General features: G+C 64.4%; 14 protein-coding genes and 4 tRNA genes. 10 read left to right on the forward strand and 8 right to left on the reverse strand.

The window, feature by feature from the left end; genetic code table 11:
- Window positions 1-196 precede the first annotated feature (196 nt).
- From AB0J16_RS00005 to AB0J16_RS00025, 5 genes are all read right to left on the reverse strand, one after another.
- The gene (locus tag AB0J16_RS00005; protein WP_358532514.1) at window positions 197-1,501 is read right to left on the reverse strand and encodes a hypothetical protein; all 1,305 of its coding nucleotides are present in this window, start codon (window positions 1,499-1,501) and stop codon (window positions 197-199) included.
- Window positions 1,502-2,213: 712 nt separating this feature from the next.
- A tRNA-Phe gene (locus AB0J16_RS00010) sits at window positions 2,214-2,290 on the reverse strand.
- Between the two features lie 4 nt (window positions 2,291-2,294).
- Window positions 2,295-2,369 (reverse strand) — tRNA-Asp (locus tag AB0J16_RS00015).
- 87 nt (window positions 2,370-2,456) lie between these two features.
- Window positions 2,457-2,529: transfer RNA gene (locus AB0J16_RS00020), tRNA-Glu, on the reverse strand.
- Window positions 2,530-4,074 carry a metallophosphoesterase gene (locus AB0J16_RS00025; protein ID WP_358532517.1) on the reverse strand — a complete coding sequence of 515 codons (1,545 nt, stop codon included), beginning with the start codon at window positions 4,072-4,074 and terminating at the stop codon, window positions 2,530-2,532. It abuts the tRNA gene before it with no gap.
- Between the two features lie 60 nt (window positions 4,075-4,134).
- Here AB0J16_RS00025 and AB0J16_RS00030 point away from each other — a divergent pair, with 60 nt between their 5' ends.
- Entirely contained in the window at window positions 4,135-4,476 is a 342-nt protein-coding gene (locus AB0J16_RS00030; protein WP_358532519.1) for a metallopeptidase family protein, read from the forward strand.
- Window positions 4,477-4,585: 109 nt separating this feature from the next.
- Complete coding sequence (locus tag AB0J16_RS00035) at window positions 4,586-5,851, forward strand: MFS transporter (protein WP_358532521.1); 1,266 nt, start codon at window positions 4,586-4,588, stop codon at window positions 5,849-5,851.
- Here AB0J16_RS00035 and AB0J16_RS00040 read toward each other — a convergent pair whose 3' ends face one another.
- Complete coding sequence (locus AB0J16_RS00040) at window positions 5,852-6,151, reverse strand: PspC domain-containing protein (RefSeq protein WP_358532524.1); 300 nt, start codon at window positions 6,149-6,151, stop codon at window positions 5,852-5,854. It lies immediately after the preceding gene.
- Window positions 6,152-6,242: 91 nt separating this feature from the next.
- On the opposite strand from AB0J16_RS00040, the gene AB0J16_RS00045 reads away from it, so the two are divergent.
- From AB0J16_RS00045 to AB0J16_RS00055, 3 genes are all read left to right on the forward strand, one after another.
- The gene (locus tag AB0J16_RS00045; protein WP_358532526.1) at window positions 6,243-7,397 is read left to right on the forward strand and encodes an acyl-CoA dehydrogenase family protein; all 1,155 of its coding nucleotides are present in this window, start codon (window positions 6,243-6,245) and stop codon (window positions 7,395-7,397) included.
- Between the two features lie 59 nt (window positions 7,398-7,456).
- Window positions 7,457-7,532, forward strand: a tRNA-Lys gene (locus tag AB0J16_RS00050).
- Window positions 7,533-7,990: 458 nt separating this feature from the next.
- Complete coding sequence (locus AB0J16_RS00055) at window positions 7,991-8,401, forward strand: hypothetical protein (protein ID WP_358532529.1); 411 nt, start codon at window positions 7,991-7,993, stop codon at window positions 8,399-8,401.
- Between the two features lie 259 nt (window positions 8,402-8,660).
- Here AB0J16_RS00055 and AB0J16_RS00060 read toward each other — a convergent pair whose 3' ends face one another.
- Both AB0J16_RS00060 and AB0J16_RS00065 read right to left on the reverse strand, forming a co-directional pair.
- A complete protein-coding gene (locus tag AB0J16_RS00060) occupies window positions 8,661-8,861 on the reverse strand; it encodes a hypothetical protein (RefSeq protein WP_358532532.1) in 201 nt (66 codons plus the stop codon).
- A gap of 336 nt (window positions 8,862-9,197) precedes the next feature.
- The gene (locus AB0J16_RS00065; protein WP_358532535.1) at window positions 9,198-9,491 is read right to left on the reverse strand and encodes a hypothetical protein; all 294 of its coding nucleotides are present in this window, start codon (window positions 9,489-9,491) and stop codon (window positions 9,198-9,200) included.
- A 102-nt stretch (window positions 9,492-9,593) separates the two neighbouring features.
- On the opposite strand from AB0J16_RS00065, the gene AB0J16_RS00070 reads away from it, so the two are divergent.
- The 5 genes from AB0J16_RS00070 to AB0J16_RS00090 are packed head-to-tail and all read left to right on the forward strand — an operon-like array spanning window position 9,594 to window position 15,959.
- Window positions 9,594-10,874: a helix-turn-helix transcriptional regulator gene (locus AB0J16_RS00070; RefSeq protein ID WP_358532537.1), complete on the forward strand. Its 1,281-nt coding sequence runs from the start codon at window positions 9,594-9,596 to the stop codon at window positions 10,872-10,874.
- Window positions 10,875-10,894: 20 nt separating this feature from the next.
- On the forward strand, window positions 10,895-11,569 hold the full coding sequence (locus AB0J16_RS00075) for a toll/interleukin-1 receptor domain-containing protein (RefSeq protein WP_358532540.1): 675 nt from the start codon (window positions 10,895-10,897) through the stop codon (window positions 11,567-11,569).
- Complete coding sequence (locus tag AB0J16_RS00080) at window positions 11,562-13,832, forward strand: hypothetical protein (RefSeq protein WP_358532543.1); 2,271 nt, start codon at window positions 11,562-11,564, stop codon at window positions 13,830-13,832. Before AB0J16_RS00075 ends, AB0J16_RS00080 begins: the two co-directional genes overlap by 8 nt.
- Window positions 13,829-14,767, forward strand: coding sequence for a hypothetical protein (locus tag AB0J16_RS00085; protein ID WP_358532546.1), 939 nt, complete (start codon window positions 13,829-13,831; stop codon window positions 14,765-14,767). Before AB0J16_RS00080 ends, AB0J16_RS00085 begins: the two co-directional genes overlap by 4 nt.
- Window positions 14,760-15,959, forward strand: coding sequence for an OmpA family protein (locus AB0J16_RS00090; RefSeq protein WP_358532549.1), 1,200 nt, complete (start codon window positions 14,760-14,762; stop codon window positions 15,957-15,959). The genes AB0J16_RS00085 and AB0J16_RS00090 overlap by 8 nt, the downstream gene beginning before the upstream one ends.

The following is a 15,959-nucleotide window of genomic DNA, read 5'->3' on the forward strand; positions in this document are numbered from 1 at the left end:
GCAAGCTCGTCGAGCGGCCGGACGAAGCGCCCTCCGAGGAGGAGTCGCCCATCGCCGCTTAAAAGATCTTGATCCACAAGTATTGACGATTGCTCGCCCAGTGGCCAGCAGGCGCAGGGCAGGGTGGCCGCGCCCAGCGCCGCCACCCCTGATACCTATGAGATCAATTCGGCATTGTGTTGGACGCCGTTTAGAGTCATCCCTTCAGGTCAGTATCACTGGCGTACACGGTTCCCCGTTCTGTGCCGCGCTCCCGGTGGACATTCAGTCCCTCCTTACGGAAGCTGATCCATCCATCGTCGTCCTTTGGCCCCCGAACGATTCTGGTCTTCACGATGTCGTGGGTCGCATAACCAACAACCAGATGTGTCAGATGGTTGTCGTCTTTCCGGTTGACTTTGAGCCCTTCCACGGGGAAGGTGATCCATCCGTCGTCGGCGCTCCTCCCCTGCACCCACTTAGTGTTGACGCCGTTTAGATCGGCCTTGTCGGCGTGCACGGTTCCCCATGACCCGTTCCCTTGGCTGACGTTGAGCCCGTCCTTGGGGAAGGTGATCTTTCCATCGTCGGCGCTTCTCCCCTGCACCCACTCAGTGTTGACGCCGTTTAGATGGGCCTTGTCGGCCGTCACGGTCCCCTTCGCACCGGAGTTGCTAGAGATCTCCACCCCTGCGCCGGTGAAGGTGATACGCCCCTTGGTCGCTTCCGACGTGCCCTGGACCCAGGGCGAGTCAATGCCGGTGGTGGCGGTGAGTGTTTCTAGGACGGGATAGCGCACTTGAACGGTCGTGGTGAGAAAATGCTGCTGCTTAGTGACGGAGTCAGTGGCAACGAGAGTGTAGGTGGTAGCCCGCTTCGGGGCGTCGGCCAGCGGCCAGCTACGCCTCCCCGGGGGGATGGTCTCCTCTCCGCCGGGGAACAGGATCTTGTAGTCGAATTCGGCGGACCCCTCCCAGCTCAGTGTCAGGTTTTCGCCGGCGCCCATCATGCCCTTGTCCGGATGGAAGCCACGCGGCGCCGGAATCTCTTTCGGAGCGGCCTTCACCAGCGCTACCGAGGTGTAGCGAGTGTGCTCCCCGTCATCGTCCTCGGTCTTCTCTCTCACCGTCAGTACTGCCGGCCCGGCGGCCGAGGCGACGGTGATGTTCTCCAGCGTCAGCACCATGTAGTCGCCAGGTCTGAAAGATGCAACGCCCCCGGTCTGGGGAGTGACTTCGAAGACGTTGGTGCCCTGTTGGCGCTCAACCTTCACCCCCCGAGTTGTCGCCTGGGCTCCCCACTGGTTGTCGGTGTATTCGCCCTTCAGCTCCGTGATGTTCGGGCCAAGATGCCCGGGGCCGTCGCCCACGGGCACCTTCACCTCGATCCTGGACCAGTCCGTCCTCCTTGAGGTGTTGGTGACGACCAGGTACACCGTCCCTGTGGACTTGGACCTCCGTCTGGCGTCTGACGCCTCCAAAGACGCCGGTTCGGTGAAGATGGTGTAGGTCAGCGCGGTCATGATCACGGCTCCTTCTCTTGGGGAACGGCGCAGGCCGGCGAACCGCCCACGACGAGAGCACTGGGGCAGGACAGGCGGCGGCGCTGGGACGCATTCGGAACCCACCGCTTGGGGATGCACCCCAGAAGATCGCCCTTTGATCCAAACGCGTGCATTGGAGCGCGACAATAGAACGCAAGGGGTCATAGAAGGGCGATTCAGCAATGTTTTCAGCGTCTTGACGAGCCTTCATCGACGCATATACATGGACATGCTGTAACACTCAGGAGACGCCCCGCCGAGTGTTACAGTCGATCTTCAGCGCGAAGCGCATTAGAAGGGCGTACGAAGCACCGTTCAGCTTCTCGCCTCGTGATCGGTGTAGTCATCATCACCAGGGACGGTAGGGGCAGCCGCCCAGGTGGACCGGCCCTCGTCTCCGCTCGCCTTCGTGCAGGTCACCGCAGGTTCAGGGACGGCGGGGACAGCAGGGACACTGACCGCCTCGACTGCACTAACGGTGTACAAGGTGAAGTCCGCCTGGAGCATGGGGCATTGCTCCAGGGCCTTGGGGACGCAGCTCCAGCACGTCGGCGGAGCATCGGTCCGGCCGCTGTCCAGGCCGGTGCGCTCGAACACCGTCTTGGTCAGCTCGCTCCGGAACCTTAGACACGCAGACACAAATATGCCCCGTCCATATGATCATGGGCGGGGCATTCCTGCTGGTGAATAATGGTGGTCAGGGGCAGGGTCGAACTGCCGACCTTCCGCTTTTCAGGCGGACGCTCGTACCAACTGAGCTACCTGACCCGAGCGGTCCTGACGGGACTTGAACCCGCGACCTCCACCTTGACAGGGTGGCGAGCACTCCAAACTGCTCTACAGGACCTTGCGTCTTGCTTTGCGACTCGCTTAGCTTACCAGCTCCCGGTTGGCTTTCGACCAACCGTTTTGCGGTGCGCCAGGCGCTTCGCCGTGCCCCCAACGGGATTCGAACCCGTGCCGCCGCCTTGAAAGGGCGGTGTCCTAGGCCGCTAGACGATGGGGGCTCAGGAACTTTCCCTGTCGTCTTCCGTTGGAGACCTCTGAAGCATAGGGGACGATTGCCCTTGATGCCAAAGTGGCGGACCAGCGGCCGGCGACGTCGTGCCAGTGATCGATCCCGTTGGCGACGGGGCGTTCGTTGGCTCTGGAGAAATCATACGTCCCGGGTCGCGCTCCACGTGACGTTGGATGTACACCGACTGCTCGCCGAGGCCGCCGAGCGTGATGTCGTCCCAGGCCTGCAGGCGTCTGGTCTCCTTGTCGAAGTACATGACCGAGGCCTGTACGGGGGTCGGCTGCGGGTGTTCGAGGGCGCGCAGGCCGGCGCCGCCCGTGGAGCCCTGGACCAGGAGGCGGGTGCCCGAGGGCAGCATGGTCGTCGATCGTTCGTGGGTGTGACCCGCGAGGATGATCGGCGTGGCGCCGGAGAAGCCGCGGCCGACCTCCGGGTCGTGGACGGCGACCACGTCCGGTTTCCCCATTCGCGGCACACGCGAGCGGCCGAACTGGGCCAGGACCGCCGGGTCCGAGTCCACGGCGACGGTCTTGTCGGGGGTGAAGCGGGGGTCGCCGAGGCCGTAGATGTTCAGGCCTGCCACGTTCTGGGTCTTGTCGTCCAGGACTACGGCGTTCTTCTGCTTGGCGACCGCTTTCTGAGTGATCATCGAGTCGTGGTTGCCGCGAACGTAGACGTATGGGACGCCGAGGGTGCCGATCTCGTCGACGAACTTGTTCTCGGTCTTCGTGCCATGGTCGGAGATATCGCCGGTGTCGATGATCATGTCGACCTTGAACTGGTCCTTCAGGGAGCGGATCACGTTCCAGGCGATCGGGTTGATGTGGATGTCCGAGACGTGGAGGACACGGATGGATCTGGGGTCCGCGTCGTACAACGGCAGCGTCGACACCGTGTCGTACAGCTTGGAGACGTTCGTGACCAGCTTGGTGAGTTGTGATCGGTACGACTCGAACTTCGTCACGATCGACTCCGCGCTGCCCACCAGCGACGGCGCGGCGGCGATCAGCCCCGAGTATCTGGGCTCCACGAGCGAATTGGGGCGGAACGTGAGCGCCGCCAGCGCGCTGGTGCCGGCGAGTGCCACCGAGGTGACCAGCAGGCCCAGCAGCGCCACTCTAGGACGCCTGAACACCAGCAGGCTCGCGATCAGCGCCCCCGCCCCCGCGCACAGCAGTGAGCGGATCAGCAGCGCGCGGACACCGTCGAGCAGGTCGCGCTCGATGATCTCCGGCAGCCGGTCCGCCAGCCGCGGGTCCTCGATGATCGCCTTGGCGCGTTCCTGGTCGATGTTCTCGAGGGAGATGCGGAGCCGGAGCGGCGCGTCATGGGTGCGGAACGTGAGCGTGCCCAGCGGGCTGGCGTCCACGATCGTCTCGCCGTCCCAGGCGGGTCGGAGCGACATACCCGTCTCTACCGGACCGACCTGAGCCCTGACGGTGCCGCTGAGGAAGATGCCGAGCCAGGCGCCCACGGCGGCCACGATGAGGACGGCCACGACCCTGGACACCCGCGACTGGAGGACTGTCTTCAATCTGTCAGCGAACTTCATACAGTTTCTTGCTTACCCAACCTGCGAGGCAGAATGGCAAGGGTGATTGAGGTTTCGCGGGAGAGGTTCGAGGAGCTCGTAGCCGAGGCGTTGGACGTGATCCCCCCAGGTCTGACCCGGGCGATGAGCAATGTCGTCGTCACGGTGGTCGACGATGCGCCCGAACCCAACCTCCTGGGCCTGTACACCGGAATCCCCCTCACAGAGCGCGGCGACTGGTACTCCGCAGTCTTGCCCGACCGCATTGAGATCTACCGCAATCCGATATGTCAGATTTGCGATACCGAGGCCGATGTGATCGACGAAGTGCGCATAACGGTCGTGCACGAGGTCGGGCACCACTTCGGCATCGATGACGCGCGGCTCCATGAACTAGGCTGGTAACCGTTCGCAATGGGTTAGCTGCTTTGGGTTGCGGCCTGTCAAATGATCGGGCACCTTAGGTGACATAGCGAACACTCTGAGTCAGGCACAGCGGAGTCCAATGGGGGCCATGCGGACGCGACGGCTGCTGGGACGGCATCGCCGTGCCCTCCCGCGCCAAGTCACATACGGCGAGGTCATCGCCATCAGGGAGTTCCGCGCGCTCTGGTACGGCCAGAGCCTGTCCCTGCTCGGTGACCAACTCGCCCAGGTGGCGCTGGCCGTGCTCGTCTACGACCGCACGGGATCACCGCTCGCGACCGCGGCCGTCTACGCGCTGACCTACCTGCCGACGATCCTCGGTGGCCCGCTGCTGGCCGGCCTGGCCGACCGGTTCGCGCGCAGGGGCGTCATGATCACGTGCGACCTGCTCCGCGCGGCGCTGGTGAGCGTCATGGCACTGCCGGGGGTGCCGTTCCCCGTGCTGTGCGGGTTGGTGTTCCTCGTGGTGCTGCTCAGCGCGCCCTTCTCGGCCGCGCGCGCGGCGCTGCTGCCCGAGGTGCTCGAAGGTGACCGATACCTCGTCGGGTCCGCATTGCAGAACATGACGAACCAGGGCATCCAAATGCTGGGCTTCGCGGCCGGCGGCGCGATGATCGCCGCCGTAGGCCCCTATCGCGCGCTCGCGGTCGACGCGGCCACGTTCCTGGGCTCCGCGCTGATCCTCGTCGCGCGCGTCCATCGGCGCCCCGGGGCCGCCCACCACAGCGGCAGGCCGTCGATGTGGGCCATGGTCAGGGCGGGATCCCGGCTCGTCTTCGGTGACCGGAAACTCCGCACTCTCGTGCTCTTCGCCTGGCTCTGCGGCTTCTACATCCTGCCGGAGGGCCTGGCCGTCCCCTACGCGGCGAAGCTCAGCACCGGCACCCTGTCGCTCCCGGTGGTCACCGGGCTGTTGATGGCGGCGATGCCGATGGGGACCGCGGTGGGGGCGTTCTTCTTCAGTAGGTTCGTCACGCCGCCGCGGCGATTGCGCATGATGGGGTGGATGGCCATCTTGAGCTGTCTGCCGCTGGTCGTGACCGCGTTGCAGCCGCCGTTGGCCGTGGTGCTGGGGGCGTGGTTCCTGTCGGGGGTGGGTGGGGCGTACCAGCTTGCGGCCAATGCCGCCTTCGTCCAGTGCGTGCCGGCCGATCAACGCGGCCAGGCGTTCGGTCTGGTGCAGTCGGGGCTGCTGGCCGTACAAGGGATCGGGATCCTGATCGGCGGATTCGCCGCCGAGAAACTCGGACCGGAGCCGGTGGTCGCGCTGGCCGGCGTCACGGGTGTGACGGCCGCGGCCGTGCTCGCCATACTCTGGTCCGAGTCCCGGGTCGAGACCCCAGCCCCCGCCTGATCACTGCTGCGGCTTCTGCTCGCCGCGGTAGTAGTCGGTGCTGTCCTGCCAGGTGGACTTGGCCTGCTGCTTGCCGAGGAGGTCCTGGGCGATCGAGGTGTGGCGGTCCTCGTCCGGCATGAGCAGCCAGCCGACGGCGTACACGCCGACTCCGAGTCCACCGAACAGCGTGACGATCGCCAGGCCGATCCTGATCAGGTTGGCGTCGATGCCCAGGTACTCCCCGAGGCCCGAGCAGACACCCGCGATGACGCGGCCGTTGTTGGTCCGACGAAGCTGCTTGACGTTGTATTCGCTCATGTCTCAAGACTGCCCGGCGACCCGGCGTTCGCACATCAGGATTCCCCCTGGTAGAACCCTGGTAGGCCCTTACGTGACGGAAGGACGCTCGATGGACGACCTGCTGCGCCTGGACGACCGGCTCAACGGCGAGCAGCGGCTGATCCGCGACACCGTCAGGTCCTTCGTCGACGACCGCGTCCTGCCGTACGTCGGCGACTGGTTCGAGCAGGGCACCTTCCCCGCACGCGAGCTCGCGCCCGCACTCGGCTCGCTCGGCCTGCTCGGCATGCACCTCGAGGGTTACGGCTGCGCCGGAACGGACGCCATCTCGTACGGTGTGGCCTGCCGCGAGCTGGAAGCCGGCGACTCGGGTCTGCGGTCCTTCGTGTCGGTTCAGGGCTCGCTGGCCATGTTCCCCATCTGGCGTTATGGGTCCGCCGAGCAGAAAGAGCAATGGCTGCCCCGGATGGCCGCCGGTGAGGCGATCGGCTGTTTCGGCCTGACCGAGCCCGACCACGGCTCCGACCCGGCCAACATGCGCACGTACGCCAAGCGAGACGGCTCCGACTGGATCCTGAACGGCTCCAAGATGTGGATCACCAACGGCTCCATCGCCGACGTGGCCGTCGTGTGGGCGCAGACGGACGAAGGCATCCGCGGCTTCGTCGTACCGACCGATACGCCGGGCTTCTCCGCCCCTGAGATCCACAAGAAGCTGTCCCTTAGGGCCTCGGTCACCTCGTCCCTGTACTTCGACGACGTACGCCTGCCCGCCTCGGCCGTACTCCCGGAAGTCTCCGGCCTGAAAGGCCCGCTCTCCTGCCTCTCAGAGGCCCGCTTCGGCATCATCTGGGGCGTAGTGGGCGCCGCCCGCGCCTGCCTGGAGTCGGCTGTCTCCTACGCGAAGACGCGAGTGCAGTTCGACAAGCCGATCGGCGCCTTCCAGCTGACCCAGGAGAAGCTGGCCTGGATGTACGTCGGAACGGCACAGGCGGGGCTGACGGCCCTGCACCTGGGCGAGCTGAAGGACGCGGGGAAGCTGGAGCCCCGGCAGATCAGCTTCGGCAAACTGGCCAACGTACGGGCGGCGCTGGACATCGCCCGTCAGGCTAGGACGATCTTGGGCGGGAACGGGATCACGCTGGAGTACCCTGTGATCAGGCACATGAACAACCTGGAGAGCGTGCTCACCTACGAAGGCACCCAGGAGATCCACACACTGGTGCTGGGGGAAGCGCTGACGGGGCTCCCGGCTTACCGGTGAGGGGGCTTAAGGGCGTCGCGTGGGGGGCGGTAATCTCTGTACCCTTGTGCTGTTGCTAGGGGGCGTTAGCTCAATTGGCAGAGCTGCGGACTTTTAATCCGTAGGTTCCGGGTTCGAGCCCCGGGCGCCCTACCATCCTTGACCCTTATGACCAGACCCTTTGCCACTACCCCTGAATCCGCAGGGTCGCTGGGACCCTCTTGGGAGACCGAGGGGAGACCGCCCGCGGGACGATAGCGGCGCTCGCCTCGGCCGCATCGTGCGCCAGCTCCGGCGGCACCGTCGTATACGTGTTCTCCGTCAAGTTGGTCGAGCTGTGGCGCAACATCGAGGACTGCGCCTGCCGACAATTCCATCCATGCAGGTCAAGCGGCATGTGAGTACTCGTGGAGAACTCCGCCGAGCCGGCCACTTCGGCGTATGTTCAGGTCGATGATTCGCCCAGGGTCTGTGATCGGGTCCCGGGCAGGGCGCCGCGGGGCTGCTTGGTTCAGGGCTTGAGGGGCTCGGTGCTGGTTGTAGAAGTGTTCGTACTCGCGAAGGGCGTGCCGTAGGTGGCGTTCGTGCCATAGGAGGCAGCGGTCGAGGAGTTCGTGGCGGCATGGCTGCGCCGTACGTTCCATGATGGAGTTCATGCGCGGCATCCGGATGCCGATGAGTACAGCCTTGATGCCGGCTTCAGCGAGGATCTCGTCTATGAGGGCGGGGAACTTCCCATCTCTGTCGCGGATCAGATAGCGCGCCCGGCAGCCCGCATCGTCCAGGTCCATCACGAGATTCCTGATTGCCTGGATAGCCCAGTCGGCGGTCGGGTGAGCAGTGGTGCCGAGCACGCGGATGCGCCTGGTGGCGCGCTCGATGACGGCCAGGACGTACTGGCGTGGCCCGTTCAAGGTGATGGTCTCGATGAAATCGCAGGCCAGCAGGGCGTCGGCTTGCGAGCGCAGGAAGTCAGCCCACGTGCTGGATGCCCGTTCGGGTGCTGGATCGAGGCTTCCTGTTGAAGGATCTCCCAGACCGTGGATGGTGCGATCTCGATGCCGAGTGTGATGAGCTCTCCGTGGACCCGCCGATAGCCCCGGCTGGGTTCTCTCGAACCAGGCGCAGGACGAGAGCGCGGATGGAGCGGACCGTGGGCAGGCGCCCACGCCGCTTCGGACGGCAGGTACGAGCGTGATGCTGTCTCATCAGATCGCGGTACCAGCGCAGGACAGTGTCCGGCCGGACGAGGAGCCGCAACCGGCACGGAACCTCGCGTGGCAACTATGCCAGGAGGGCGCTGAGGAAGGCCCTGTCCTCCAGGGCGAATCTCACCTTGGCGTCGGCGCCGAGTTGCCATTCAAGAATCTTGATCTGATGACGCAGGGCCAGTATCTCGACGTCCTTGTCTCGATCGCTCATCGGGAGCAACCGCAGTGCGACGAAAGTGTTCGTGACGGTCAGGTAGGCCAGGCGAAGGAGCACAGCCGGTCATCATGCCGCACCCGCCTCCTCTCCTGATGGTCGGAACTCGCGCATGCCACGCGAAGCCCTCACAGAGGCATGACCTGGACGGATGTAATTATCGACAGGCGCAGGGCCCGCGAAGCAGAATGAATATTATTCATTTCTTGCACCATTTGTACGATTTGCCCCATGGGCCCCCGCGGATTTAATGATCATTTCTTCGATCACCGAGGACCGGAGGACCCAAGATCCAATAGCGTCTTTGTGTATCTGGGCGGTATGGGAGTGATCCATGGGGGTTGACCGTTTCCCCGTAGAGAGGAAACGGGAAACCCTCTTCACATGAATCCACTCTCATGAATTTTTGCGATGATTGTCCGATGCACTGCTATTGTCGGACGTGCTGGGCGTGCCTCGGAATGCATGCCATGTGTCCAGGAGCGCGATGATCACTATCGGCAGCGTGAGCGCCAGTCGATGGATGCCTTCCGTGTACAGGTCGACCAAACAACTCCATGTTGCCCAGAAGTGGAGCGTCCCGCGCACCCTGGTCAGCTGGATGGGATCACGCGGGCGGAAGTTGGGGTAGGCCGCTCGCCGGGTCATCGCTACCTCCTTGTTGATGCGAATGCCGTTCGGGATTTCCATCGGCTGATTTCCAGCGTGCGTGAAGCGGCTATTCGCAGATAGGTGTTGTCTCGCGGCGACCGGCAACGGCAACGGGAAACCAGGGTAGAGGTGGCGAAGCGGATGGGAACATTCGGTGCAGAGCTTCGGAGAATGCGAATGGCGGCCGGGCTGTCGTTGGCGCAGCTGAGTGATCTGGTGCACTACAGCAAGGGACATCTGAGCAAAATCGAGAATGGGAGTAAAGCTCCATCCGCCAAGCTAGTGCAGATGAGCGACGCAGCACTCGGCGCCAATGGCGCGCTGCGTTCACTCGCGCCTGCGCAGTCGCTGGAAGCGCAATTCTCCGAAATGGACGAAGGCGACGATGAGGTGTGGTTCATGAATCTTGCAGATGATGGAAACAGCTGGTTTCATCCCGTCGACCGGCGGGAGGCGCTGGCGATGACCGCCTCTTCCCTACTGGGCTTCGGGCTGAGTTCCCAGGGGCTTTCGGCAACCGCGAAGGAGCCGACCGCGCTGGAGGTCTTTCGAGGGCTGTTCGACCAGTTCCGCAGTCTCGGCCAGACAGCAAGCCCGGCTGCGGTGCTGCCCCCGGTGATTGCGCAGACTCATGTCTTGCGCGCCCTTGCCGCGCAGGCGGACAGGGATCTGAGGGACGAATTCCTGGTACTGGGCGCGAGGTTCGCCGAGTACGCCGGGTGGATGGCGCAGGAGTCGGGCAACGACCAGGCCGCTCTGTGGTGGACGGCGAAGGCGGTTCGGATGGCCACCGCCAGCAACGACCGTGAACTGGCCGTCTACGCCTTGGTGCGACGCGCGCTGGTCACCCTCTACCGGGAGGACTCCGAGCAGACCATCCGACTGGCGCGGCAGGCAAAGGAGTCCCGGGAGATGCCAAGTCGGATCCGGGCCCTGGCTGCGCAGCGCGAGGCGCAGGGACACGCTCTCGCGGGAAACTACAAGGCGTGTCTGGAGAGCCTGGAAGAGGCTCGCAATTTGCTGGATGACACAACAGAAAAGTCGCGGAGGCCAGTGCTCGGTTCGGTGAATCTGCCCGACGCAGTTTCCATGGTCACCGGTTGGTGCCTTTACGAGTTGGGCATGCCCGAAAAGGCGAGCGAAATCCTGGACGTCGAGGTCGCCAAAATCAGCCCGCAGGCTCTCCGCTCTCGGGCCAGGTTCGGGACCCGTCAAGCGCTCGCGCACGCGGCGGCAGGTCAGGTCGACCATGCTTGCGCGCTGACTACCGACTTGCTGCGCATTACCGATGTCGTCGCCTCCGCGACGATCACGACCGACCTGCGCCGTATTGCCCGGGAGTTGTCGCGATGGCACACCCATCCAGCGGTGCGTGAGTTGTATCCCGCGCTCACCGCGTCTTTGAGCTCACCACAAGTCTGAACGAGAGCAGTGAGGCGGTCATGACGAGAGTCTTCATCAATTACTCCACAGGCGACGAGGAGAACGTCGCCGCGATGCTGGACAGGCATCTATCGGATCGCTTCGATTCGTCGGTGTTCTTCCGCGCGAGCAAGAGCATCCCCTACGGGGACGATTTCTCCGAGGCGCTGCTTGACGCCATTCACGCCAGTGACGCTCTACTCGTCGTCATCGGTGTCCGCTGGCTGGCGGCCGATGAGAAGGGGCAGCGGAAGATCGACAAGGAGGGCGACTGGACACGTCGCGAGATCGAGGAAGCGTTCGCAAGCGGCGTCCGCGTCATCCCGGTCCTGATCGGATCGGTCGCTCCGCTCAGAGAGAAGGATCTTCCGCCTGTATTGGCGAAACTGGCCAGATGCCAGTACGCGCGGCTGGCCAGTCGCAGCGTGGACAAGGACCTTGATCTTCTGGGGCAGAGACTGATGGAACTCGTGCCGGGGCTGTCCGAGAAAGCGCAGCCAGGCGACGGGATCTCGATTCGCGTAGGCGGGCACTTGGACGCCGAAAGTTTCACGGCCGGGGACAGTATCCGTTCCAGAAACCCAGCGCAGATTACCCGTGAGCCGGGCAGGTCAAACGTTAATATAGATGCGGGCAGCGCCAGGTTCGGTAAGTTCGTCGGTCGGAACTCTATTGAGGAACTCGACGGTGACTGAACTACCCGATGAGGCCCAGGAGCCCGAGCAGGGCAACGCCCCCGATAGTCCTTCGGAATCCCCTCGGGAACTTGAGCTTTTCGTTCCCGTGCCAGAAGAAAAGGCTTTCGACGGCCATGCACGAGATATCGCGCCACCCGCCGGGCTACGTGAGGAAAGATCCGAGGAGCCAGATACACCCGACCCTTCGGAAAGCTCGGAGAGCGATGACCCCAGTACGGCGAGCTATCGGGACGAGTTCTACGGAACCAACTCCCGCCTGAACATCGGTGGTTACGCCGAATTCGGCATGTTCGCGGGGCGTGACCTTCACATTCACGAGCATGGAGGCAAGAGGCGGCAATCATCCAAGCAACGAGTGGAGCCGGGAAACCTGGCGACAGCCGCGACCCAATACGTGGACACCGGCACGGAACCGCGGTTATTCGCGGTGCTGGACCGGAGCCGCCTGGCCTTCCTGCGTGTCCGAGCCGGTGACGGGGGCGGGACGACTGCGCTCGCCGTACTCGACGAGCTGACCGGACGGAACCGCGAGGACTCGCGCGTCTGGCGCCTGAGCCCGGCCGCTCCCCAGGTGCTCATGACCGGTATCGGATCGCGGGTGGGTCTCCTGGTGGACACGCTTGGCACCAACTGGCCGGCCCAACTCCGGCGCTCGGATATGGATGATCTAGTGAACAGGCTGGTGGAGCGGACGTCGTTCATGATCGTCTTGGTGAGTGACAACGTGAGCCTTCCCGTTCTCGATGTCGTCGAGCACACGCCACCTGTGGCCGAGGAGGTGTTCCTGCGTCACCTGGCGTTCCTGCACGCGTATCGGCTCGGCGGGAAGACACCGACGCGAGCGACAGTCGACGTGGCGATGAGTGACGTGCTGCCAGGCCTGGTCAAGGAGGTCGAAGAGGGTCCGCAGGAGGCGCAGGAGTGGTACGCCGCGGTCCGGTCGCCCGGAACCAAGCCGCGTGAGGGGGTGATCTTCGCACAGGAGTGGTGGAACTGGCGCCGCCGCTACGGTCAGGCCGGCCAAAGTGAGGATGCTCCGCCGTTTCCTCGTCGAAATCTCCTTGAGCAGGCCAAGAACCTGCTGCGACGCAAGGGCGGATCGGACGACTCACCGGTCCGGCAGGCCTACATCATCGCAGCAGCGGTGCTCGATGAAGTGTCGATGAGCGACATCACCGACAGAGCGGGGCGGTTGGCGCAGGACTTTTGTGAGATCGAGCGGCCGGGGGCCGGTTCGCGTCGCGAACTGTTCGGTGAGCCGTTCCGCAGCTGGTTGGCACAGCTTTCCGCGGGCCCCTCGCCGGGCGTCGGCACCGACCCGGTGTGGCGCCGACAGCGTGAGCTGTCCCGCATCGTCGTGGAGGTGGCCTGGTCGGACTACGACGTCGTCCGTGAGCCGCTGCGCAAGTGGCTGGTCGACCTGTGCGAGCAGCAGGACGGCTTGCAACGTGTCCGCGCCGTGCAGGCGCTCGCGGTGATCGCCACCAAGGACTACGCGCAGATCAGGTCCAAGGTGCTTCGGGTTTGGGCGCGATCGGACAGGAACCGGCACCACGAGTGCGCTGCCTGGCTGCTGGAAGCGATGATCCGCTTCGGCGACCCCCACCTCCGGCGCGCGGCGGAGGGTGAGCTGAAGTCCCTGTCACGGTCCCTACGCAAGTCGGAGCGCGCGGTCGCGTTACGAGCATATGGGACACGTATCACGGACGAAGAACGGCTTGGCAGAGCCTTGAAGGCCGTGCAGGAATCCATGGGCGTCCTCAGAGGCCGCTTCGGGCTGCTGATCGCGCAGTGCCTACGGGACCTGTATGAGCTAGGGCACCGCGAGCCGGTCCTGAGTTTCCTGGCGAAGCGGACCTGGCCGTTGCCATTTCCCTTCGTTAAGGAACTGAGGGCCCGCGCGATCGTGCGAATCGCGCGGTTGCGGCTCGGTGGGCACCATGACCTACTCCAATTCGTGCACACGCTGCCACGTATCACGACGGGCGAGAATCCAGCGCTGTCACTGGCCGATATCGCCGAATTGTGGTGGTGCGCGTGCGACGAGGCCCTTACGAGGACCGAAGCGTGGCGGACTCTGGGCCGCTGGCACGCCGACTGTGTAACCCGTTCCGAGCTGATGATCACCTTCGAAGAATTGCTGGTCGCAATGGCTGAAATCGGCCATCGTGACCAGCCTGGAGACGACGAGGCGATGCGAACACGCATCAATCTCTATCGCAAGTTCTGGAAGAAAGAGGATCTGGAGAAGGAGCAATGACTATATCCCCCGACTCTCTGTCCCCGGACGGCTGGGACTCGCCGGCGCGGCCAAAACCGCCGCTACGGCCTACATGGTGGCAACGCTTCGTTGCTCGGGCGCGCGCCTGGTTCACGAGCGGTGGCCTGAACCTGGATCCGTTCGCTCCGCCGACCTCGATCACTCCGGACTATGTGCCACGCGACACGTTCTCGCTGTCCGTACCGGCGCTGGGGGACGCGTTCGATTTCACGGTCACCGTCCTGGTCGCCTGGGAGGTGCGGGGGACGGCGGCAGGTGAGCCCCTGCGCCATGCCGACCCCGCGGAACTGCAACGATTCATTGCATCCAGCAGGCAGGGCGCACGTGAGGTGATCGAGGAACTGATCAGGCCCGTGGCGCGTCGCTTCCCGCCGTACCAGGCCGCGGAGGCGGAGCGCGAACTCGCCAAGGTGTTGCAGGCATGCTTCCACGATGGCGATCTGCAGGCGAAAGTCCGCGTCCGAGTGGACGTCGCCGCCCCCGTCAAGGACGAACTTCGCAAGGTGTGGATCGTTCGGCTCCACGAAGATGGTAAGGGCGACCTGCGCAAACAAGCCGTACGCCTGACCAGTGATCTGCAGGACATCTGGCATGACGTGCTTCGCAAGGGCCTCACCGAATTCGGTGAAGTGGACATCGCCAGGACGTCCTGGATCGCTCCATACGCACTCGCGCTCACCGAGGACCCTAAGAACGCTGCGTCTTACCTGCAGCTCATGCTGGAGAAGCGGGTCGATCAGGCCGAAAAGCTGCTGGCCAGTCTCAGCAACATCACGCTCAGCGGGGACCACGTGGACGCGCTGGAGATCGCCTTCCAGAGCGACAGCGCATTGCGTGCCGTTCTGAAGGAGTTGGGCGTGGCCGCAGGCGATCCCAGGATCGCCACCTCCAGCAAGGCAGGCGATAATGCGTGAAGTATGGCGGACGGCGGTCGTCGTAGCCCTTCTCGTGGGCGTGGTGGGGTGCGCCGATCGGCGGCCGGTGTCGAACGGATGTAGCTGGATCACCACACCCGCCGACGGGGACACGGGAGAGGTGACGTCCAAGCAGATCGCGCTGGTGGATCTGAGCGGGTCGTTCTGGCCGGAGCAGGGCAAGAGCGTGTCGCAGCCGGTGGACCCGGTCGGGGAGATCACCGAGCAACTGGCCGCCGACTATACGGAGAACGGCATCCGACTGGTGTCGCTGGCCGGGTTCGACGGGTCGTCCACCACCATTGTCCAGCGGCTGAACGACGTGAAGCTGCCGGTGCCGACCGGCAGCAACCCCGAGCACGGCCGCCGAGCCGTTCGCGACTGCCTGAAAAAGGAGGTCGAGGCGTTGCTCGCCGAACGCCCCCAGGTACCGGGCTCGGACCCGATGGCCGCACTCGCCTCGGCCGGCTCGCAGCGCGGGGACACGCCTGCCAACCGCACGCACGTGCTCGTCGTGACGGACGGGCTCGGCAACACCGGTTGTCTGGATCTTCGCAAGGTCACCGCGGGCCGCTCGAACGCCGCCGACCTGGTCGCCTCCTGTAAGAACAAGAAGGATCTGGCCAAGCTGAAAGGCCTCAAGATCAAAATCAAAGGGATAGGGCTGCAAGTAGGGCAGCCCCCCCTAAAGACCAGCGAGCATGCCTGGCTCAACTCCTTCTGGGAGGAGGTGTGCGCCCACTTGGGGACGGAATGCGCTCTGGAACAGGCCCAGAGTGCCAAGCGCGGCTCCACTGTCCAGCGGCCCGACGACCCGGTCATCAAATTCCCCAATTTCGACTGCAACCCCTGCGTGCTACCGGAGAAGTTCCTGTTCGCGTTCGGCTCAGACGAATTGACCCCCAGCGCCTCGGGGTATCTCGACATCCTCATCGAGCGGCTGGGAACGCGGAAGGTCGTCAGCGTCGTCGGACACACCGACTCCATCGGCGGCGACGCGTACAACCGCGATCTGTCCAAGCGGCGTGCGGAAGCCGTGAAGGCACGCCTGGGGGACGTGGCCGCTGGGGCACGGGTGGACGGCGCCGGATCGTCCCAGCCGAAATGCACTCACGAGTATAACGACGGCAAACCCGACAAGAGTTGCATGGCTCAGAACCGCCGCGTTGAAATCACCCTGGGGAGCGGCTGA

This window comes from Nonomuraea sp. NPDC049750 (genome assembly GCF_040659625.1).
GTDB lineage: Bacteria > Actinomycetota > Actinomycetes > Streptosporangiales > Streptosporangiaceae > Nonomuraea.

Bases quoted from the DNA above. Each gene is read 5' to 3' on its own strand.
- AB0J16_RS00005 (WP_358532514.1), bottom strand. From the start codon at position 1,501: ATGACCGCGCTGACCTACACCATCTTCACCGAACCGGCGTCTTTGGAG.
- AB0J16_RS00035 (WP_358532521.1), top strand. From the start codon at position 4,586: ATGCGGACGCGACGGCTGCTGGGACGGCATCGCCGTGCCCTCCCGCGC.
- AB0J16_RS00040 (WP_358532524.1), bottom strand. From the start codon at position 6,151: ATGAGCGAATACAACGTCAAGCAGCTTCGTCGGACCAACAACGGCCGC.
- AB0J16_RS00045 (WP_358532526.1), top strand. From the start codon at position 6,243: ATGGACGACCTGCTGCGCCTGGACGACCGGCTCAACGGCGAGCAGCGG.
- AB0J16_RS00065 (WP_358532535.1), bottom strand. From the start codon at position 9,491: ATGGAAATCCCGAACGGCATTCGCATCAACAAGGAGGTAGCGATGACC.
- AB0J16_RS00070 (WP_358532537.1), top strand. From the start codon at position 9,594: ATGGGAACATTCGGTGCAGAGCTTCGGAGAATGCGAATGGCGGCCGGG.
- AB0J16_RS00075 (WP_358532540.1), top strand. From the start codon at position 10,895: ATGACGAGAGTCTTCATCAATTACTCCACAGGCGACGAGGAGAACGTC.
- AB0J16_RS00085 (WP_358532546.1), top strand. From the start codon at position 13,829: ATGACTATATCCCCCGACTCTCTGTCCCCGGACGGCTGGGACTCGCCG.
- AB0J16_RS00090 (WP_358532549.1), top strand. From the start codon at position 14,760: ATGCGTGAAGTATGGCGGACGGCGGTCGTCGTAGCCCTTCTCGTGGGC.